The organism is Limnohabitans sp. 2KL-3 (genome assembly GCF_001269405.1).
Taxonomy (GTDB): domain Bacteria; phylum Pseudomonadota; class Gammaproteobacteria; order Burkholderiales; family Burkholderiaceae_C; genus Limnohabitans_A.
Window position 1 is genome coordinate 47,917 of record NZ_CXON01000001.1, and the last position, 21,015, is coordinate 68,931.

Below are 21,015 nucleotides of genomic sequence, written 5' to 3' on the forward strand. Positions count from 1 at the left end.
TCAGCCGTTCAGTGCAGTCCCACCACAGGCCGTGTCTTGTAAAACTGCACCGGGCTTTCCGGCACGGCGTTGAGTACCGACTTTTTGATCTTGCCGACCACATGCATTTCACAGGGTTTGCAGTCAAATCGCAGGGTGAGTTTTTCCTTGCCATTGATCAGCTGCATGGGCTCGGCTTTCACCGTCCCTTGCACGCCCGTCACGCCTTTGGCTTGTTTGGGACACAGGCTGAGGCTAAAGCGCACGCAGTGTTTGGTGATCATCAGGCTGACTTCGCCCAGCTCTTCTTGCGCCTCGTAGGCGGCAGCGATCACCTTGACGCCGTGCTTGGCGTAAAAGTCACGGGCTTTTTGGTTGAACACATTGGCCAAATAGGTCAGCGTGTCTTCGGGGTACGCGACAGGTGGCTCCACCGGCGCAGCACGCGGCAGGCGGTGCAGGCCTTGGGCACGGGCATCTTCTAGGGCTTGAACGGCGTCGCGGCGCAAGGCGTTGAGCTGGGAAGGCGGCACAAACCAGGGGCGGGGCAGGGCGAGCTGCACGTCCAGTGGCTCGAACAGGGTGTCCCCCAGTTTGCCCAAAGCGGTTTTGAGTTTGTCCTCGGCCTGGGCGGAGTCTTTGGGGGCTTGCCAGGCGACGGCCATGTGCGCCGTGGCGCTGTGGCCGACCTCGTCGGTCAGCGTCAGTTGCAAGCCATCGGCGTTTTCAGCCAGCTGCATCCACACGCCCATGCGGCGCTCGGCAGACTTTTTGTCCAGTGTGCGCACCCAGCTCATGTCGCGGTTGCGGTTGACCTGCACGCCTTGGCGCAAGTCCTTGAAGCCGTCCATCGGGTCTTTGGGGAAAAGCTTCCACACCCCTTTGCCTTTGGCGGCTTCGGCGCGGTTGATTTGCAGGCCCACCAACTCTTTTTGCAGGTCGTAGTAGCAAAGCCCGTCACCGTTGTGCAGCTCGGTGGCCGGGTCTTCGGTGGTGATTTCGACGTGCTCGGCCGTCACCTTGCTGACCCAACCGATGGGCTGACCGGGGTTTTTAGGCGTGTCAAACGCGCCGATGTCTTCCTTGCGGCCCTGCACAAAGTAGTCGGTGAACTCGCGGTTGAAGTTTTGGTTCGGATCGGGCTCGAAGCTGAAAGTGCTGCGGCCGTGCGAGGACGGGGCCAGCTCTGGCCGCTCGGCCAGCACTTCGTCAAACAGCTTGCGGTAATGGGCCGTGATGTTTTTCACATAGGCCATGTCTTTGTAACGGCCTTCGATCTTGAAGCTGCGGATACCCGCATCCACCAAATCGCGCACGTTATCGCTCTGGTTGTTGTCCTTCATGCTCAGCACATGCTTGTCGTGCGCCACGATGCGGCCCTGTGCGTCTTTGACTTCGTAGGGCAGGCGGCAGGCTTGTGAGCACTCGCCCCGATTGGCGCTGCGCCCGGTGTGGGCATGGCTGATGAAGCATTGGCCGCTGTAGGCCACGCACAAAGCGCCGTGCACAAAGAATTCGATCACGGTGCGTTCGGTGTCGATCACATCGCGGATGGCACTGATCTGTGGCAATGTGAGTTCACGGGCCAATACGATCTGGCTCAAACCCGTGTCTTGCAAAAACTTGGCTTTCTCGGGCGTGCGGATGTCGGTTTGGGTACTGGCGTGCAGCTGGATCGGCGGCATGTCGATCTCCAGCAAACCCATGTCTTGCACGATCAGCGCGTCCACACCTGCGTCATAGAGCTGCCAGGCCAGCTTGCGGGCCCCTTCCAGCTCGTCGTCGCGCAAGATGGTGTTGAGCGTGACAAAAATCCGGCTGTGAAAGCGGTGCGCGTATTGCACCAGCTTGGCGATATCCTGGATGCTGTTGTCCGCCGTGGACCGCGCCCCAAAAGACGGGCCGCCAATGTAGACCGCATCGGCGCCATGGTTGATGGCTTCGATGCCGATGTCGAAGGTGCGGGCGGGGGCAAGGAGTTCGAGGTGGTGAGGCTGCATGGGCTGGGATTATCCCAGCTTGTGAAGTTGGCAACGCTGGCAGACCCTCAACCATCGCCCCGAGGGCGGGGCTCCCACAAAATCCAGGGCAATGTCCCTGTAGGAGCGACGCCCCCGTCGCGAAAAGCCTCGCAGACCACCAAGAATCGCCCCGAGGGCGGGGCTCCCACAAAATCCAGGGCAATGTCCCTGTAGGAGCGACGCCCCCGTCGCGAAAAGCCTCGCAGACCACCAAGAATCGCCTCGAGGGCGGGGCTCCCACAAAATCCAGGGCAGTGTCCCTGTAGGAGCGACGCCCCCATCGCGAAAATCCTCGCAGACCACCAACCATCGCCCCGAGGGCGGGGCTCCTACAAAATCCAGGGCAGTGTCCCCGTAGGAGCGACGCCCCCGTCGCGAAAAGCCTCGCAGACCACCAAGAATCGCCCCGAGGGTGGGGCTCCTACAAAATGCAGGGCAGTGTCCCCGTAGGAGCGACGCCCCCGTCGCGAAAAGCCTCGCAGACCACCAAGAATCGCCCCGAGGGTGGGGCTCCTACAAAATGCAGGGCAGTGTCCCCGTAGGAGCGACGCCCCCGTCGCGAAAAGCCTCGCAGACCACCAACCATCGCCCCGAGGGCGGGGGGCCTACAAAAACACGATCGCCTCGAGGGCAGGGGCCCCACACTCGTCCAATGACTGATCGCCAAGCCCAAGACCCACCTTCACTGCAAATCTTACAAGGCCGGATTAACAGCGAATAAAAAACGCGGCCGAAGCCGCGTTTTGGGGTTGCAAGCAGCAAGAACTCAGATCACTGAATCTTGGCTTTGCTGCGCAGGTCTTCCTGGAACTTGGCCAGTTTTTGCTGTTGCAGCTGCTGTGAAATCTGGGGTTTGACCTCGTCGAGCTTGGGCAACTGGGCTTCACGCACGTCGTCCACACGGATGATGTGAAAGCCAAACTGACTCTTGACAGGCGTGTCGGTCATCTGGCCTTTTTCCAGCTTGGTCATGGCACCGGAAAACTCAGGCACGTAGCTGCCCGCTGCGGCCCAATCCAGGTCACCACCGTTGGCACCAGACCCTGGGTCTTTGGAGGCTTTTTTGGCCAACTCTTCAAAGCTGCCGCCTTTTTTGATTTCGGCGATCAGGGCTTTAGCGTCGGCTTCGGTCTCGACCAAAATGTGACGTGCACGGTATTCCTTGCCACCGTTGGCCGCAGCAAACTTGTCGTATTCAGCCTTGATGTCGGCATCGGTGACGGGGTTTTTCTTTTGGAAGTCGGCAAACAATTGGCGAATCAAGATGGTTTGACGGGCCAGTTCCAGCTGGGTTTTGTAGTCGTCAGAGGCGTCCAGGCCGCGCTTGCGGGCTTCTTGCATGAACACTTCGCGGTCGATCAGCTCTTCTTTGATCTGGGCCAGCACTTCGGGGGTGACCGGGCGGCCAGAGGCCTCAACTTGCTGCTGCAGCGCTTTGACGCGCGAAGAAGGCACAGGCTTGCCGTTGACGACTGCCAGGTTTTGCGCCAGAACGGGGGTCGCCAGCAAGGCCACCAAAGCGGCGCTGAGCATTTGCTTTTTCATCGTTTTTTCCTCAATGACGTTGTGTCAGGTGTAAGTGAAGGGTTCAAAAAAAGGGGCTGCCACCGATGTGGGTGACGGCCCGGATTCAGATCAGCTCGATGGCCAAAGCGTGCAAGCCTTGGTCAATGAAATCTTGCAGCGCATCATACACAAGGCGATGGCGCTGTACGCGGCTGATGCCTGTAAACAAAGGTGAAGCAATGCACACCCGCATGTGCGTACCTTGGCCACTGTCGTTGGCCCCCATGTGGCCGGCATGTGCAGCGCTCTCGTCGGTGACGCGCAACTCGGTAGGTTGCAAACGCTCGGTCAGGCGGGCGTGGATTTGGGCGCTGAGGGGCAAAGTGGTCTGGTTCATGGCTGTTTGTCCTCGTCTTTGGGCAAGTAGCGCGAGATGTACAGGCCTTGTCCCAATATAAAGACCACCGGGAACACGTAACCCCAGAGCTTGAAGTTGACCCAGTCTTCGGTGCTGAAGTAGTGCGCCACGTAAGCGTTGATGGTGGCCATGAAAACGCAATACACCATCCACGACAGGTTCAGGCGGTTCCACACGGCATGGGGCAGCTGCAGTTGCGCGCCCAGCAGCATGTGCAAAAAGTTTTTCTTCAAAAACCAATGCGCCACAGCCAAGGCAATGGCCAAACCTGAGTACAACAAGGTGGGTTTCCACTTGATGAAGCGCTCGTCGTGCAGGCCCAGGGTCAGGGCACCAAAGCCCAGCACAAGCACCAGCGTGATCTTGTGCATGGTCTGCAGTTTGCCGTCCATTTTGTAAATGATGGCCGTTTGCAGCACGGTGGCTGCCATGAGCACCGCCGTGGCGGTGTAGATGTCGCCCATCTTGTACGCGCCAAAAAACAGCAGGATGGGGAAAAAGTCGAGGATGAATTTCATGAAATGGGTCGCAAGGCCGTGCCAGTCATGCACAGCCGGTTGGGTCAGGAAGCCTCGAAGTCTAACGAGGCGGAGTTCATGCAGTAACGCAAGCCCGTGGGGGCAGGGCCGTCTTCGAACACATGGCCCAGGTGCGCGCCGCATTGGGCGCACACGGTTTCCACCCGGCGCATGCCGTGGCTGGTGTCCACGCGCTCTTCGATGGCCCCTTCGGAGGCCGCTTGGTAAAAGCTTGGCCAGCCGCACCCCGCGTCAAACTTGGTGCCCGACTTGAACAGCTCGGCGTCGCAGCAGATGCAGCGGTAAATGCCGCTGGACCAATGGCCCTCGTATTTGCCGGTGAACGGGCGCTCGGTGGCGGCTTGGCGAGTGACGGCGTAGGCCACAGGCTCAGCCCCTTTGGCGGCCAGCAGTTCGCGCCACTCTTGGTCGGTTTTGGTGATTTGGTTCATGATGAACAGCTGATTTCCAGTTGGGCCGCCCAGTCGGGCGGAAGGTCGGCATAGGCCTCACAGCCTGGATGCTCGTCGAAGGGGGACTTTAACAAGTTGTAGAGGGTCTCGATTTCCGAGAAGTCACCCGCTTGGGCTTGGCGAATGGCCACCTCGGCCAAGTGGTTGCGCAGCACAAACTTCGGGTTGGTGCGCAACATCTGTGGTCCCATGGCTGAAAAATGCGCACGTCCAGCCCGTTCGGTGTACCGCGCCAACCAAGCCAGCAGGCGAGGGCGGTCCAGGACCAGGTCGGTCACAGCGCTCCAGCCCGCATCGCTCAAAGCAGAAGCGGTCGATTGATGCACCACCGCTTGGCTCAGTTGCCGCCAAAACAGGGTGAAGTCCACTTTTTCAGCCGCCATGAGCTGCATCACGTCTTCAACGAGGGTCCAGTCGGCTTCACGCTCGGATTCGGGGGCCAAGTCGCCGGTCAAGCCCAGTTTGGCCCGCATGGCATCGCCCAAGTAGCGGGGGAACAGGGTTTTATAGCCCTCCAGCACCTGCAGCGTCATGTCGTGGTCATCGATCAAGGGGGCCAGCGCCTGCGCCAGGCAGTACAAATTCCAATAGGCCACGTTGGGTTGGCGTCCGTAGGCGTAGCGCCCTTGGTGGTCCGAGTGGTTGCAGATGTGACCGGGGTCAAAGCTGTCCATGAACTGGAAGGGGCCGTAGTCGATGGTCAAGCCCAGCAGGCTCATGTTGTCGGTGTTCATGACGCCGTGGCAAAAGCCCACCGTCTGCCATTGGGCGAGCAATTGGGCGGTGCGCTCTTGCACTTCATCGAGCAGGGCGGCGTACACATTGCCTTGCCAGCGCTCGGCGCGTTCGAGGCATTCGGGCAGGTGGTGGGCGATGGTGTGGTCGGCCAGGGTGCGCAGGCTGTCGGTGTCGCCTTGGGCTGAAAAATGCTCGAAGTGGCCAAAGCGCAAAAAGCTGGGGGCGACGCGGGAGACGATGGCGGCGGTTTCGAGGGTTTCGCGGCGCACGGGTTCGGGCGAAGCCACCAGGCACAGCGCCCGGGTGGTGGCAATGCCCAGGCCGTGCATGGCTTCGCTGCACAGGTATTCGCGGATGCTGGAGCGCAGCACAGCCCGGCCATCGCCGCCGCGCGAGTAGGGTGTGCGGCCCGCGCCTTTGAGCTGAATCTCTTGCGGGCCTTGCACAGATTGGGCCTCGCCCAGCCAGATGGCCCGCCCGTCTCCCAGCTGCCCGGCCCATTGACCAAATTGGTGCCCGCTGTAAACGGTGGCCAGTGGGTGAGAGCCGACCATGAGCGCATTGCCCGCGAAGGCTTGCAGGTGGTCGTCGTCAAACAACGCGTCGGGCCAGCCCAGTTGGGCCAGCAAATCGGTGTTGCGGGCGGCCCAGCGTGGCGCGGCCACGGGCGTGGGCTGCAAGGGGGTCCAAAAACGGGGGCCCAATTGGGTCAGGCGGTGTGTCCAGTCCAGCACGGGCAAGGGGCTGGCAGGGTTGGTGGGGGTTTCCAAAGGGGCAGATGACATGGGGACCGATTGTCACGCCCTTGACAAGCACCCGCTGTTTGGCGGGTTTTAACTAGGGGCGCGCTGTGTCGCCGGTGCACAATGATTTTTTTACCCAACCACCGCCCTGACAGGAGACCCCCCATGCTGGGACTGATGCAACAACAATCGCTGCAGATTTCTTCTTTGATCGAATTTGCAGAGAAACACCACGGCGACAGCGAGATCGTGTCACGCCGCGTAGAGGGTGACATTCACCGCAGTGATTGGGCCCAAGTGGCTCGCCGCTCGCGCCAAGTGGCCAATGCCCTGGACGGTCAAAACATTCCGCAAGGCGCCCGCGTGGCCACTTTGGCCTGGAACGGCTACCGCCACCTGGAGTTGTACTTTGGCGTGAGCGGCTCGGGCCGTGTGCTGCACACCCTCAACCCGCGCCTGCACCCGGAGCAAATGGCCTGGATTGCCAACCACGCCGAAGACCAGGTGCTGTGCTTTGACATGACGTTTTTGCCCTTGGTGCAGGCCTTGCACGCGCATTGCAAAACAGTGACGCACTACGTGGCTTTGTGCGACGCCGACAAACTGCCCGCTGACACCGGCATCCCGAATTTGGTGAGTTACGAAGCCTGGATGGGCCAGCAAAGCAGCAGCTACACCTGGCCGCAGCTCGACGAAAACACCGCCTGCAGCTTGTGCTACACCAGCGGCACCACGGGCAACCCCAAGGGCGCTTTGTACAGCCACCGCTCTACCGTGCTGCACGCCTATGCCGCTGCCTTGCCCGACTCGATGTGCATTTCGGCGCGCGACGCCATCTTGCCGGTGGTGCCCATGTTCCACGTCAACGCCTGGGGCATTCCCTACAGCGCGGCCATGGCGGGGTCCAAATTGGTGTTCCCTGGCCCGGCGCTGGACGGCAAATCGGTGTATGAGCTGATCGAATCTGAAGGCGTGACGTTTGCCGCCGGTGTGCCCACTGTGTGGCAAATGTTGCTGGGCCACATGAAGCCGGCAGGCCTGAAGTTCAGCCGCCTGAACCGCACCGTGATTGGTGGCTCGGCCTGCCCGCCCGCCATGATCGATGCCTTCCGCGAAGACTATCAAGTGGACGTGTTGCACGCCTGGGGCATGACCGAGCTGAGCCCACTGGGCACCGTGTGCACGCTGAAAAACAAGCACCTGAGCCTGCCCGCCGAGCAGCAGATGAAACTGCGCATGAAGCAAGGCCGCTGCATTTTTGGCATTGACATGAAGATCGTCGATGCCGACGGCCACACCCTGCCGCACGATGGCAAGGCCGCAGGCGACCTGCTGGTCAAAGGCCCCTGGGTGATTGCCTCTTATTACAAACAAGAAGGCGGCACCCCCTTGGTGGACGGCTGGTTCCCCACAGGCGATGTGGCCACCATCGACGCCGATGGCTTCATGCAAATCACCGACCGCAGCAAAGACGTGATCAAGTCCGGCGGCGAGTGGATCAGCTCGATCGATGTGGAAAACATCGCCATGGCCCACCCGGCGGTCGCCATGGCCGCTTGCATTGGCATGCGCCACCCCAAGTGGGACGAGCGGCCGATTGTGTGTGTGGTCAAGAAACCGGGCGCGGAGCTCAGCCGTGAAGAGCTCATTGCTTTTTACGACGGCAAGACCGCCAAATGGCAGATTCCGGACGACGTGGTCTTTGTCGATGCCATTCCTTTGGGCGGCACCGGCAAGATGCTCAAGACCCGTTTGCGCGAACAATTGGCCGATTACGTGTTGCCGGGTCTTTGATGCAAAACAGGGGCCGTTTGTAGGAGCGACGCCCCCGTCGCGATCAGCCTCGCAGACCACGACACATCGCCCCGGGGGCGGGGCTCCTGGTATGGATTGACCTGTCAATAGGTACCGGTTGTTTTTCAGCTTTCTCTGTTTCTTTTGTCTTCTCGGTCAGTGACTGTGGTTCAGGGACTACGAGGCTGATTGGGCGACGGTAGATCAATCTGGTATTCGTGGGTTGGTTACCACATGCCTTGTCTTCGGTCGCGCAGCTGCCCATCTCTACAGTCGTGGGTCATCTCCCCCTTGCGAGTGAGCGCCACATAGGAGCATCTGGGGTTCTGCAGTTCTGCCTGCGCAGCCCCTGAACCACAATCACCGACCTCTTGTTCATGCCGTTGCCCGGCTACCGTGCACCCGGCCACTGGCCTCGCACGCAATCGCCCAGACAAAGCCCACCATCTCGCGGGCCACCGCCGTGCACACTTTTTGTTTGAGCTTGCCCGACGTCAGCAGTTTTTGATACCGCCCGCACAGTCTCTTTTGCCCCTCCCACGCAATGGCCTGCACCCGCTCGCTGGTCTTTTCTGCCCGCATCTCTATCGTGCGGCTCTTGCGTGCCGGGAATCGGTAGTTCCAGGCCGCCTCGATCAGCACCCGCCTAACGTGCCCGTTGCCCGTCTTGGTGATCGCGCCTTGCTGCCTTTTGCTGCCGCTGCTGTATTCGCTGGGCACCAGCCCCAAATACGACATCAGCTGCTTGGGGTTGTCAAAGCGCGTGATGTCCCCCAGCTCGGCCAACAAAGTCACCGCAGTGATCGTGTTCACCCCTCTCATGGCCAACAGGCTGTTCAACACTGGCTCCAGGCTCCAGCCCCGCACGGCCAGCAAGATTTGCTTTTCCATGCCCAACACGCGCCGACTGGCCTCCTTGAGTGCCTCCACGTACTCTTGCATCACGATGTGCTGCGTGGGCGTCTCAAACGTGAGCGTCTCTATCCAGCGCCAGTACGCCACGGTCCACTTGCTTTTGCCGGTGAAGACCTTGCCGTTGCGCAGCAAAAACGCTCCCAAGCGTTGGCGTGCCTTGGTCTCGGTTTGTTTGAAATCTTCACGTGCCCGGCTCAGATCTCGGATGCCCTCTTGCTCTTTGTCTGGTACCCACACGGCCGTCAAGCTGCCATCGGCGTGCAACTTGGCCAGGCTCATGGCGTCACGCCTATCGGTTTTGATGCGCACGCCTGGCATCTTCGGAATCAAGGAGGGGGCCACGACGTCACAGGCGTGGCCCTGCCGGGTGACCTGATGGTAGACCTCATAACCACATGGACCCGCTTCGTAGCAAAAGTTCAAAACCTCGCCATCGGGGCTCAGTTGTTTGAGCAACTTGGCGATGGCCGTTGGCGTGTTGGGCACCTCGCCAAAGTAATTTGGTTTCGTGCGCAAACCGCGTGCAATGGCAACCGCGATGGTGTCTTTGTGAACATCAAGGCCCACGTAGATTTCGTTAAACTGTTTCATGATCTGCCTCCTGAGTTGTGGCACTGAGTTGATAAAGGTTTCACACCCATTAACTTAACCCACGTTTGTCAGGTGGGCAGGTCATCCATCATGTCTACAGGGGGGCTCGGAGGTCAGACACGGGCCAGCACGGGTGCCAGAGCCTTGCCGGTGTGGGTGCCCAGGATCACCAAGGCTTCGGGCGTCATGGCGGCCACAATGCGGCCGCCTGCGTTGCCGCCTTCCGGTCCCAGGTCAATCACCCAGTCGGCTTCGGCGATCACGTCGAGGTCGTGCTCGATCACGATCACGCTGTGGCCCGCATTCACCAAACGGTGCAGCACGCTGATGAGTTTGTCCACGTCGGCCATGTGCAGGCCCACCGTGGGTTCGTCCAGCACATACAGGGTGTGCGGGGCTTTGTTGCCGCGCTTGCCCACTTCGTCGCGCACCTTGGTCAGCTCGGTCACCAGCTTGATGCGCTGGGCTTCGCCGCCGCTCAGGGTCGGTGAGGGCTGACCCAGTGTCAGGTAACCCAAGCCCACGTCTTTGAGCAGCTGCAGCGGGTGGGCGATGCTGGGCATGGTGGCAAAAAAGTCCACGGCCTCGTCCACTTCCATCTGCAACACGTCGCCAATGCTTTTGCCACGCCAGGTCACGGCCAGGGTCTCGGGGTTGAAGCGAGCGCCTCGGCAGGTTTCGCAGGGCACTTTCACGTCGGGCAAAAAGCTCATCTCGATGGTGCGCATGCCCTGCCCTTCGCAGCTGGGGCAACGGCCTTCGCCGGTGTTGAAGCTGAAGCGCCCAGCGGCGTAGCCTCGGGCTTTGGCCTCAAGCGTTTCGGCAAACAGTTTGCGGATGGTGTCCCAAAAGCCGATGTAGGTAGCGGGGCAGGAACGCGGGGTTTTGCCGATCGGGGTTTGGTCCACTTCGAGCACGCGGTCGATGGTTTCAAAGCCTTGCACATCGCTGCACGCGGTCAAAGCCACGCGTTGGCCGGCGTCTTGCGCGGTGCGGCCTGCGAAGGTGGAGCGCTGGCTGACCAGGGCTTGCACATTGGCCAGCAGCACATCACGGGCCAGGGTGGATTTTCCGGAGCCGCTGACACCGGTGACGGCGACCAAGCGTTTGAGGGGCACTTGCACATCGACTTGGCGCAGGTTGTGCAGGTTGGCACCGGTGAGGGTGAGCCATTGAAGTGTGGGCGTTTCGGGCGTTGTTGCCACAACGGGTGAGGCGGCTTTCTTTTTGCCCTTCACTTTGGCTGCGGTCGTTGCCGCTGTGATCGCGGTTTCAGCGGCCGTAGCAGCTGGCAAAGAATTGGGATCTGACCCCAATTTCCCGGCATTGCCCCGCGCAGAAGCATCCACCACCCTGCGGGCTTGCATTGGATGCTTCATCGCGTGCAACAGATAGCGGCCGGTTTGCGAATCGGCAGACGCCGTGATGTCGGCCACCGAGCCTTGTGCCACCAAACGACCACCGCGTTTGCCAGCACTCGGGCCGATGTCGATGATGTGGTCGGCTCGGCGAATGGTGTCTTCGTCGTGCTCCACCACCACCAGGGTGTTGCCTTTGTCGCCCAACTTGTGCAGGGCGTTGAGCAAGATCTGGTTGTCGCGGGCGTGCAGGCCGATGGTCGGCTCGTCGAGCACGTAGCACACGCCCTGCAAGTTGCTGCCCAACTGCGCGGCCAAGCGGATGCGCTGCGCCTCGCCGCCAGAGAGCGTGGGCGCACCCCGGTCGAGGGTGAGGTAACCCAGACCCACTTCTTCCAAAAATTCCAGGCGACTCTTGATCTCGGGCACCAAGTCGCGGGCGATATCGGCGTCGCGGCCTGTCAGCTGCAGCTTGTCCACCCAATGCCGCACATCGGTGACGGACAAGCTGGCGATGTCGGTGATGCGCCAGCCTTGGCCCGGCGCTGCGCCCAAGCGCACGGCGCGGGCCGTGGCGTTCAGGCGTGTGCCTTCGCAAGTGGGGCAGGCCACATTGGCCAGGTCTTCGATCTCCGGCTCGGCAAAGGTTTGCTCGCGGCCTTTGTCTTTGTCGTCACGCACCGAGTCGTCAAACACTTGGCGCTCGTCTTTGCTGAGCTTGACGCCCGTGCCCACGCAGTCGGGGCACCAGCCGTGTTTGCTGTTGTACGAGAACAAGCGCGGGTCGAGTTCGGCATACGAGGTGTCACAGGCTGGGCAAGCCCGCAGGGTCGAAAACACGCGGTGCTGGCCGATGCGGGCGGTGGATTCTCCGCTGAACATGGCTTCGCGCAAGCCGTCCAAATCGCTCAGCACATGCACCACGCCTTTGCCGTGTTCCAGTGTTTTGCTCAGGGCTTGGCGCAGCGCAGTCTCGTTGGTGGGCAACACATCGAGACTGGCCACGGGCAGTTCAATGTTGTGTTCTTTGAAGCGGTCGATGCGCGGAAAACCTTGTGTGGGCAAAAAGTCGCCATCGACGCGCAGGTGTGTGAAGCCACGCGGCCGCGCCCAGTCGGCCAGCTCGGTGTAAACACCTTTGCGGTTGACGACCAAGGGGGCCAGCAGGCCGATGTGTTGCCCCCGGAACTGCGTCATGAGCTGCGCGATGATGCTGTCGGGCGTTTGCGGTTGCACGGGCGTGTTGTCGTGCACGCAATGCTGAATGCCCAGCTTGACGTACAAGAGACGCAAGAAATGCCAAACCTCGGTGGTCGTGCCCACGGTCGATTTGCGGCCACCGCGTGACAGCCGCTGCTCAATCGCCACGGTGGGCGGGATGCCGTACACCGCATCCACCTCGGGGCGGCCAGCGGGTTGCACGATGCTTCGGGCGTAGGCGTTCAGGCTTTCCAAATAGCGACGCTGGCCTTCGTTGAACAAGATGTCAAACGCCAGCGTGGATTTGCCAGAACCACTGACGCCGGTGACCACGTTGAACTTGCCGCGTGGAATGTCCACGCTCAGGTTTTTGAGGTTGTGCTCTTTGGCGTTGACGATTTGGATGTTGTTGTTCAACACAGGTGCGCGACGTTGCGGGGTCAAGCCCTTAGCACTGCCCTGACTTCGAACGCTCGCGAGCGAGGCTGCGGTGTCAGCGGGTGACGATTTTGGCGTACCCCCGCCGTATGAGGAACCCGCTGACACCGCAGCCTCGCCCCCACGAACACCCGACCGCCCAGCCAGAACATCGAACTCGCCCCCATAGACACTCAAACGCTCAGACACAACACCGACCTCCCCCATCGACTCGGCGTACTCCCGCAGCGCCAGCCCCGTGTGCGATGTCGCATGTTGCCGCACATCTTCTGGCGTGCCTTGGGCCACGATCAGCCCCCCGGCATAACCACCCTCTGGCCCCAGGTCGATCAGCCAATCGCTGGCGCGGATCACATCCAGGTTGTGCTCGATGACGATGAGCGAATGCCCCGCTTCGAGCAGCTTGCGCAAAGCCCGCATGAGCTTGGCGATGTCGTCAAAGTGCAAGCCGGTGGTCGGCTCGTCAAACAAAAACAGCGTGCCTTTGCGGGCCAAACTCTGGCGGCTCTTGGACGCGCTTTTGGCGGCTTCAGCCAAAAAGCCCGCGAGCTTGAGGCGCTGCGCCTCACCGCCCGACAAGGTGGGCACAGGCTGGCCCAGCTTCACGTATTCCAGGCCCACATCGACAATGGGCTGCAGGGCGCGGATCACGTCGCGGTCTTGCGCGAACAAAGCGGCGGCTTCGCTCACCGTCAAGTCCAGCACATCGGCCACGTTCAGGTGGCGCGGCTGCGCCTGGCCCAGGGCTTGGCGCTCGACGGTGATTTCCAGAATTTCAGGACGGTAGCGCTTGCCATCGCAATCGGGGCAACGCAAATACACATCGCTCAAAAACTGCATCTCGACGTGCTCAAAACCCGAGCCGCCGCAGGTGGGGCAGCGGCCATCGCCGCCGTTGAAGCTGAACTTGCTGGCGGTGTAGCCACGCTGGCGCGACAGCGGCGCGGTCGCAAAAATCTCGCGGATCGCGTCCCACGCACCCACATAGCTCACGGGGTTAGAACGGGCGGTTTTGCCGATGGGCGACTGGTCCACAAACACCACATCGCTCAGGTGGTCGGCACCCAACAATCGGTCGTGTGCGCCCGGGGTTTCGGTGGCTTTGCCAAAGTGGCGCATGAGCGCCGGGGCCAGCACGTCCTGGATCAAACTCGATTTGCCCGAGCCGCTCACGCCGGTGATGGTGACCAGGCGCTGCAGCGGAAAGTCCACGCTGATGTTTTGCAGGTTGTGCTCGCGTGCGCCTTCCAAAATCAAGCGCGGCGTGCTGTCGGTGACCATGCGCTTGAAGCCCAGGCCCACTTGTTTGCGCCCACCCAAATAAGCGCCGGTGAGCGTGTCTGCGTTGCGCAGGTCGGCGGTGGTGCCGTCAAAAACGATCTGCCCGCCGCGCTCACCGGGGCCGGGGCCCATGTCGATCATGCGGTCGGCGGCCATCATCACGGCCGGGTCGTGCTCGACCACGACCAGGGTGTTGCCCGCGTCGCGCAGGCGGTGCATGGCCAAGGTGATGCGGTGCATGTCGCGCGGGTGCAGACCGATGCTGGGCTCGTCCAGCACGAACAAGGTGTTGACGAGGCTAGTGCCCAGTGCGGTGGTGAGGTTGATGCGCTGCACTTCGCCGCCGCTGAGCGTCCGGCTTTGGCGGTCGAGGGTGAGGTAACCAATGCCCACGTCGCACAGGTATTTGAGGCGGGTGGTGATTTCTTCGAGCAGCAGTTGCAGGGCTTTTTGTTCGGCGCTTGGGCCTTTTGTTGAGTCCTGTGCTGTGGCATCTGTGGTTTCTTCGGCGGTTCGGTCTGCATCAGAGCGGGGGGCGGGCTCCTCATGCGGCGGGGGTACGCCAAAATCGTCGCCCGCCCCCCGCTCTGACGCAGACCTTGTGGTGGATCGATCGTCTGGCGACATCTCTATCGCACTCTCTGTCGCTGCCTGTGCCTTAGTCTGCGCTTCTGCTTGTGCACCCGCCCCTACGGCTTCGGCCGGGGATGGGCTGGGCGACGATTTTGGCGTACCCCCGCCGTATGAGGAGCCCAGCCCATCCCCGGCCGGAGCCTCCCCCAAATTGCTCAACAACCCAGAAACCAAAGACGCCTGACCCGACGCCGACAACCGGTCAAAAAACAATCGCAGTCGATCGAGCGGCATGATCATCATGTCGTGCAAACTCAAACCCGGCAGCGCCTCCAACTGCGCACGCGTCCACTTCACACCTGCGGGCATGAAACGCTTTTCCACCGGCAAAACGCCATCGGCATCCGAATGGCTGCCAATGCGCCACAGCAAACTCTCGGTCTTCAAACGCGCCCCTTGGCACGTTGGGCACTCGGTGTAACTGCGGTACTTGGACAAGAGCACCCGGATATGCATCTTGTAGGCCTTGCTCTCCAGGTACTCAAAAAAGCGCTTCACGCCATACCACTGGTGGTTCCAGCGGCCCTTCCACTCGGGCGAACCGTTGATCACCCAGTCTTGCTGGGCTTGCGTCAGCTTGTCCCACGCCGTGTCGCGCGGAATGCCTGCGGCCTCGGCGTGGCGCATCAGGTCGTCCTGGTTTTCTTGCCACGCGGGCGTTTGCAGCGTCTTGATGGCCCCAGCCCGCAGCGTGAGCTTGGGGTTGGGAATGACCAGGCCGTAGTCGACACCAATCACCCGCCCAAAACCCCGACAGGTCTCGCACGCGCCCACGGCGGAGTTGAAGGAGAACATCGACGGGATCGGGTCGGTGTAACGCTGGTCGCTGTCGGGGCAATGCAGGCCGGTCGAAAAGCGCCATATGTCGAAGGCGGGCTCAGGGGAGGAAGCGGCGGAGAAATTGGGATCTGACCCCAATTTCTCTGCATACACATTCAGGCGGCCGCCGCGCTTCAAGGCCACTTCGATGGCTTCGACCACGCGGGCTTTTTCGGCTTTGCCCAAACGGAAACGGTCGGCGATCACGTCCAGCACTTTGCGCGGGCCGGTGGGTGTGGCCACTTCGCGTTCCGCCTGCACTTTGGTGAAGCCGCTGGCCGACAGCCACTGCTCAACCTGCTCTGCGCTGGTGTTGGCGGGCAGCTCCACCGGGAAGGTCAGGTACAGGCGCGGGTCGCCCGCCTGCGCGGCACGCTGGGCCAGCTCGGCGTAAATGGTGTCGGGGTTGTCGTGGCGCACGGGTTGTGCGGTGTCTTTGTCAAACAACTGACCTAGGCGGGCAAACAACAGCTTCAAATGGTCGTTCAGCTCGGTCATGGTGCCCACGGTGGAGCGCGAGCTGCGCACCGGGTTGGTCTGGTCGATGGCAATCGCCGGAGGCACGCCTTCGACCTTATCGACCGCCGGTTTGTCCATGCGGTCCAAGAACTGGCGGGCGTAGGCGCTGAAGGTCTCTACATAGCGGCGCTGGCCTTCGGCGTAAAGCGTGTCGAACACCAAGCTCGACTTGCCGGAGCCGCTGGGGCCGGTGACCACCGTCAGCTCGCCCGTGCGGATGTCCAGATCGAGGTTTTTGAGGTTGTGCTGACGGGCACCACGGATGCGGATGAGACCTTGGGACATGGACGGGCTTTATGGGGTGAGGGCCAAGCATTCTAGGGCGGCAGGATAAACCCGCCGCTGACTGAGGGGAGCCTCGACCTCGGGGCGATTGGCTATGGTCTGCTAGCGCACCATCGCGACAGGGGCGTCGCTCCTACAGGGAGGAATGCCCTGCATTTTGTGGGAGCCCCGCCCTCGGGACGATGGGGGGTGGTCTGCGGGGCCTATCGCGACGGGGGCGTCGCTCCTACAGGGAGGAATGCCCTGCATTTTGTGGGAGCCATGACCTTGGGGCGATGGGGGGTGGTCTGCGGGGCTTATCGCGACGGGGGCGTCGCTCCTACAGGGGGGAATGCCCTGCATTTTGTAGGAGCCCCGCCCTCGGGGCGATGGGGGGTGGTCTGCGGGGCTTATCGCGACGGGGGCGTCGCTCCTACAGGGGGGAATGCCCTGCATTTTGTAGGAGCCCCGCCCTCGGGGCGATGGGGGGTGGTCTGCGGGGCTTATCGCGACGAGGGCGTCGCTCCTACGGGGGGAAGGCCCTGCATTTTGTGGGAGCCATGACCTTGGGGCGATGGGTGGTGGTCTGCGGGGCTTATCGCGACGGGGGCGTCGCTCTTACAAAACAAAAGCCACGCATTGGCGTGGCTTGGGATCGCTCGTCAGGGCCAAAAGCCCTGAGACAGCGGTGTGCTTACTTGGCAGCGCTGGCGTCAGATGCTGGTGCAGCAGCAGGAGCTGCGGCGGGTGCATCGGCTTTGGCGGGCTCTACATGCACAGCATCAGCGCCGTGCTTTTCGCCGCTCATGTCCAGGCTGTCACCGCCTTTGCTGATGACGTACAAAGCCAAGCCAGCAAAGATCACGAATCCAACAACAATTTTCCACATCATTCATCTCCAAAATAAAGAAGGCCCTCCACAGGGGGAAGGCCTTGAATTTAGCACCCGAGTCACCCCGGGATGCTTACAACAAAGATCAGTCGTCTGCGTAGATGTCGACGTCTTTGGTCTCTTTGATGAACAGACCACCAATCACGACGGTTGCACCGGCGATGATGATCGGGTACCACAAGCCGTTGTACATGTTACCGGTCTGAGCCACGATCGCGAAGGCGGTGGTGGGCAACAAGCCGCCGAACCAGCCGTTACCGATGTGGTAAGGCAAGGACATGGAGGTGTAACGGATACGGGTGGGGAACATCTCAACCAGCATGGCGGCGATAGGACCGTACACCATGGTCACCAACAACACCAAGTAGGTGAGGATGATGATGACGGTAACCTTGTCGAACTTGGCCATGTCGGCTTTGACAGGGTAGTTGGCACCTTTCAGAGCAGCGCCCAGGTTGGAAGCCAACAGTGTTGCACCAGCGGCCTTCTCGTTGCTCAGTTCTTTGACAGACTTGGTGGCAGCTTCGATCGCCTTGGCGTCTTTGGGTTCTGCAGCGTTCAGAGCAGCCAGCTTTTCCTCGGCCTTGGCCTTGGCAGCAGCCACGTCTTCAGCTGTGTACTTGACCTTCACGACGGTCTCGCCCACCTTGATGATGGCAGGTGTGCCAGCAGGTGCGACTTCGTTCGAGTAGCTCACCGATGCGCCAGCCAAACGTTGCTTGGCGATGTCGCAAGAAGAAGTGAACTTCTTGGTGCCTGTGGGGTTGAACTGGAACGAGCACTCGGCTGGATCAGCAACAACAACCACTTGTGATGCGGCTTGGGCAGCGTACAAGTCTGGGTTAGCAGCCTTGGTCAATGCCTTGAACACAGGGAAGTATGTCAAAGCGGCCAACAAGCAACCGGCCAAAATGATCGGCTTGCGGCCAATCTTGTCAGACAAGGCACCGAACACGATGAAGAACGGTGTGCCGATGATCAAAGACACAGCAACCATGATGTTGGCAGTGGCGCCGTCCACCTTCAACGCTTGTGTCAAGAAGAACAAAGCGTAGAACTGACCGGAGTACCAAACCACAGCTTGACCCGCAGTCAAACCGATCAGGGCCAAGATCACGATCTTCAGGTTTTTCCACTGGCCGAAAGACTCGGACAGAGGGGCCTTGGAGGTTTTGCCTTCGGCTTTCATTTTCACGAAAGCAGGCGATTCGTTCATGCTCAAACGGATGAAGACCGAGATGATCAACATGATGATCGAGACGATGAACGGAACGCGCCAGCCCCAGTCAGCAAAAGCTTCTTCGCCGATGATGGTCCGTGTACCCAAGATCACCATCAAGGACAGGAACAAGCCCAATGTTGCTGTGGTCTGGATCCAGGCGGTGTAAGCACCACGCTTGCCGTGAGGAGCGTGCTCGGCCACGTAAGTGGCAGCACCACCGTACTCACCACCCAAAGCCAAACCTTGCAACAAGCGCAGGCAGATCAGGATGACGGGGGCGGCCACACCAATGCTGGCGTAGTTGGGCAAGATGCCCACGATGAAGGTCGATGCACCCATGATCAGGATGGTGACCAAGAAGGTGTACTTGCGGCCGATCATGTCGCCCAAACGGCCGAAGAAGATCGCGCCGAAAGGACGCACGATGAAACCAGCAGCAAACGCCAACAGCGCGAAGATGAAAGCAGAGCCTTCGTCCAAGCCGCTGAAGAATTGCTTGGCAATGATCGCGGCCAATGAGCCGTACAAATAGAAGTCATACCATTCGAAAACGGTACCCAGAGAAGAGGCAAAAATCACCTTCTTCTCTTCCGCCGACATCGGGCGGGGTGCAGTTGTAGCCATGAAGCTGTCTCCAAAAAAGAGTCCCCAACACGAGAACTTGAGCCGATTCTTGATGCTGGCACTTGCCCCTGTCTGACAGGCAACCAACACGGGCTTACATACCGAGTGTTAACCCTTGGTATTTTTTTCACATCGCGAGAAAACCACATTTTCCAAGGGTAATTACTCAGTACCGTTTGATGCGCATGCTTGAAAGGCGTCGCCCAATTTGCACGCCAAACCCCCTTGCGGCCTCAAAATTCAACTGTTCACTTGGATCGTGACCTTCAGCGCCGACCCTTCACCTCATCCATTACAGTCAGACGCCCAGCGAACTTCGCTTTTCAAATCAGCAGACCCCACGAACAACATCATGAACGACAACACCTTTGACTACATCATCGTTGGCGGTGGCACCGCTGGATGCCTGTTGGCCAACCGCCTGAGCGCTGATGCCAGCCAACGCGTGCTGTTGATCGAAGCCGGCAAAAAAGACGATTACCACTGGATCCATATTCCCGTGGGCTACCTGTACTGCATTGGCAACCCACGCACCGATTGGCTGTACCAAACCGAAGCCGCCGAGGGCCTGAACGGGCGCAGCCTGCGTTATCCGCGTGGCAAGGTGCTGGGTGGGTGCTCCAGCATCAACGGCATGATTTACATGCGCGGCCAATCGCGCGACTACGACCAGTGGGCCCAGATCACGGGCAACGATGCTTGGCGCTGGGCCCAAGCCTTGCCCTACTTCAAACTGCACGAAGACCACTACAACGGGGCCAACGAGTTTCACGGGGCCAAAGGGGCCAAGTCCGAGTTGCTGGCACCCACCGATTTGCCCAAAGGCAGTTATTTGCACACGCTGCGTGGACGCAACACAGGTGGCGAATGGCGCATTGAAAAGCAACGCCTGCGCTGGGACGTGCTGGACGCGTTTTCGCAAGCGGCCCAGCAGGCGGGCATTCCCGCCACCGACGACTTCAACCGGGGCAACAACGAGGGAGTGTCTTACTTCGATGTGAACCAACGCAGCGGCTGGCGCTGGAACACGGCCAAGGCGTTTTTGCGCCCCACCTGTTATTCACGCCCCAACTTTGAGTTGTGGAACAAAGCCCAGGTGAGCAAGCTCTTGATTGAAACCCAGGCCAATGGCGAAAAACGTTGCACGGGCGCTCAGGTCTGGACAGGGCTGGAGATGGTCGAGGTCAAGGCCACACAAGAGGTCATTTTGAGTGCGGGCAGCATCGGCTCTGCGCAGATTTTGCAGCTGTCGGGCATCGGGTCTGCAGCTGTGTTGCAAGGTGTGGGTGTGGATGTGCAGCACGACCTTCCGGGTGTGGGGGCCAACTTGCAAGACCATTTGCAGATTCGCTCGGTCTACAAGGTCAAGAACGCCAAGACCTTGAACACCCTGGCCAACAGCTTGTGGGGCAAGGCCATGATCGGTCTGGAATACGCCATGAAACGCACTGGCCCCATGAGCATGGCGCCGAGTCAGTTGGGCGCGTTCACCAAGAGCGACCCGTCGCAGCCCCACGCCAACATTCAGTACCACGTTCAGCCTTTGAGCCTGGATGCGTTTGGCGAGCCGCTGCACAGTTTTCCGGCCATCACGGCCAGCGTGTGCAACCTCAACCCCACCAGCCGGGGCACGGTGCACATCAAGAGCCCGCGTTTTGAAGACGCCCCCGCCATTGCGCCCAATTACCTGGCCACTGCAGAAGACCGCAAAGTGGCCGCCGACAGTTTGCGTGTGACGCGCCGCATCATGGCGCAAGACGCGATGAAGCCTTTTCAGCCCGAGGAGTTCAAGCCCGGCGTGCAGTACCAAAGCGACGAGGAACTGGCCAAATTGGCCGGTGACATTGCCAGCACCATCTTCCACCCAGTAGGCACCACCCGCATGGGGCGCGACGACGACCCGATGGCGGTGGTCAATGGGCGCTTGCAGCTGCGCGGCATCGCGGGCTTGCGTGTGGTGGATGCGGGGGTGATGCCCACCATCACCAGTGGCAACACCAACAGCCCTACCCTCATGATTGCTGAAAAAGCGGCGCAGTGGATTGGCGAAGATTTCGTGAAAATTTAAC

General features: G+C 60.6%; 12 protein-coding genes. 2 read left to right on the plus strand and 10 right to left on the minus strand.

The features are described 5' to 3' along the window. Window positions 1–8 precede the first annotated feature (8 nt). The 6 genes from AMM41_RS00105 to AMM41_RS00130 all read right to left on the minus strand — a co-directional run bounded on the left by AMM41_RS00105 (window position 9) and on the right by AMM41_RS00130 (window position 6,438). Window positions 9–1,979, minus strand: coding sequence for a peptidase U32 family protein (locus tag AMM41_RS00105; RefSeq protein ID WP_089951721.1), 1,971 nt, complete (start codon window positions 1,977–1,979; stop codon window positions 9–11). 792 nt (window positions 1,980–2,771) lie between these two features. Beyond that, entirely contained in the window at window positions 2,772–3,545 is a 774-nt protein-coding gene (locus tag AMM41_RS00110; RefSeq protein ID WP_089951725.1) for a peptidylprolyl isomerase, read from the minus strand. An 85-nt stretch (window positions 3,546–3,630) separates the two neighbouring features. Continuing rightward, window positions 3,631–3,903 (minus strand): BolA family protein, encoded by a 273-nt coding sequence (locus AMM41_RS00115; RefSeq protein ID WP_089951728.1) that lies wholly within the window; start codon window positions 3,901–3,903, stop codon window positions 3,631–3,633. Further along, a complete protein-coding gene (locus tag AMM41_RS00120) occupies window positions 3,900–4,442 on the minus strand; it encodes a septation protein A (RefSeq protein ID WP_089951731.1) in 543 nt (180 codons plus the stop codon). Before AMM41_RS00120 ends, AMM41_RS00115 begins: the two co-directional genes overlap by 4 nt. Window positions 4,443–4,486: 44 nt before the next feature. Next, the gene (gene msrB, locus AMM41_RS00125; RefSeq protein WP_194944569.1) at window positions 4,487–4,897 is read right to left on the minus strand and encodes a peptide-methionine (R)-S-oxide reductase MsrB; all 411 of its coding nucleotides are present in this window, start codon (window positions 4,895–4,897) and stop codon (window positions 4,487–4,489) included. Then, a complete protein-coding gene (locus tag AMM41_RS00130) occupies window positions 4,891–6,438 on the minus strand; it encodes a protein adenylyltransferase SelO (protein WP_089951738.1) in 1,548 nt (515 codons plus the stop codon). The genes msrB and AMM41_RS00130 overlap by 7 nt, the downstream gene beginning before the upstream one ends. 123 nt (window positions 6,439–6,561) lie before the next feature. Between AMM41_RS00130 and AMM41_RS00135 the strand changes: the two genes are divergently transcribed. After that, window positions 6,562–8,190: a 3-(methylthio)propionyl-CoA ligase gene (locus AMM41_RS00135; protein ID WP_089951741.1), complete on the plus strand. Its 1,629-nt coding sequence runs from the start codon at window positions 6,562–6,564 to the stop codon at window positions 8,188–8,190. Window positions 8,191–8,565: 375 nt separating this feature from the next. On the opposite strand, the gene AMM41_RS00140 is transcribed toward AMM41_RS00135, so the two are convergent. The 4 genes from AMM41_RS00140 to AMM41_RS00155 all read right to left on the minus strand — a co-directional run bounded on the left by AMM41_RS00140 (window position 8,566) and on the right by AMM41_RS00155 (window position 18,946). Beyond that, a complete protein-coding gene (locus AMM41_RS00140) occupies window positions 8,566–9,696 on the minus strand; it encodes an IS110 family RNA-guided transposase (RefSeq protein WP_089951744.1) in 1,131 nt (376 codons plus the stop codon). Between the two features lie 113 nt (window positions 9,697–9,809). Continuing rightward, window positions 9,810–16,229: an excinuclease ABC subunit UvrA gene (locus AMM41_RS00145; RefSeq protein WP_089951747.1), complete on the minus strand. Its 6,420-nt coding sequence runs from the start codon at window positions 16,227–16,229 to the stop codon at window positions 9,810–9,812. Window positions 16,230–16,902: 673 nt separating this feature from the next. Then, complete coding sequence (locus AMM41_RS00150; RefSeq protein WP_089952509.1) at window positions 16,903–17,097, minus strand: hypothetical protein; 195 nt, start codon at window positions 17,095–17,097, stop codon at window positions 16,903–16,905. An 88-nt stretch (window positions 17,098–17,185) separates the two neighbouring features. Next, window positions 17,186–18,946 (minus strand): MFS transporter, encoded by a 1,761-nt coding sequence (locus AMM41_RS00155; protein WP_089951749.1) that lies wholly within the window; start codon window positions 18,944–18,946, stop codon window positions 17,186–17,188. Between the two features lie 352 nt (window positions 18,947–19,298). Here AMM41_RS00155 and AMM41_RS00160 point away from each other — a divergent pair, with 352 nt between their 5' ends. After that, entirely contained in the window at window positions 19,299–21,014 is a 1,716-nt protein-coding gene (locus tag AMM41_RS00160) for a GMC family oxidoreductase (protein ID WP_089952512.1), read from the plus strand. Window position 21,015: the final 1 nt, after the last annotated feature.

Coding starts and splice junctions, on each gene's coding strand:
- AMM41_RS00140 (WP_089951744.1), bottom strand. CDS start 9,696: ATGAAACAGTTTAACGAAATCTACGTGGGCCTTGATGTTCACAAAGAC.
- AMM41_RS00135 (WP_089951741.1), top strand. CDS start 6,562: ATGCTGGGACTGATGCAACAACAATCGCTGCAGATTTCTTCTTTGATC.
- AMM41_RS00105 (WP_089951721.1), bottom strand. CDS start 1,979: ATGCAGCCTCACCACCTCGAACTCCTTGCCCCCGCCCGCACCTTCGAC.
- AMM41_RS00150 (WP_089952509.1), bottom strand. CDS start 17,097: ATGTGGAAAATTGTTGTTGGATTCGTGATCTTTGCTGGCTTGGCTTTG.
- AMM41_RS00130 (WP_089951738.1), bottom strand. CDS start 6,438: ATGTCATCTGCCCCTTTGGAAACCCCCACCAACCCTGCCAGCCCCTTG.
- AMM41_RS00110 (WP_089951725.1), bottom strand. CDS start 3,545: ATGAAAAAGCAAATGCTCAGCGCCGCTTTGGTGGCCTTGCTGGCGACC.
- AMM41_RS00120 (WP_089951731.1), bottom strand. CDS start 4,442: ATGAAATTCATCCTCGACTTTTTCCCCATCCTGCTGTTTTTTGGCGCG.
- AMM41_RS00145 (WP_089951747.1), bottom strand. CDS start 16,229: ATGTCCCAAGGTCTCATCCGCATCCGTGGTGCCCGTCAGCACAACCTC.
- AMM41_RS00160 (WP_089952512.1), top strand. CDS start 19,299: ATGAACGACAACACCTTTGACTACATCATCGTTGGCGGTGGCACCGCT.
- AMM41_RS00115 (WP_089951728.1), bottom strand. CDS start 3,903: ATGAACCAGACCACTTTGCCCCTCAGCGCCCAAATCCACGCCCGCCTG.
- AMM41_RS00155 (WP_089951749.1), bottom strand. CDS start 18,946: ATGGCTACAACTGCACCCCGCCCGATGTCGGCGGAAGAGAAGAAGGTG.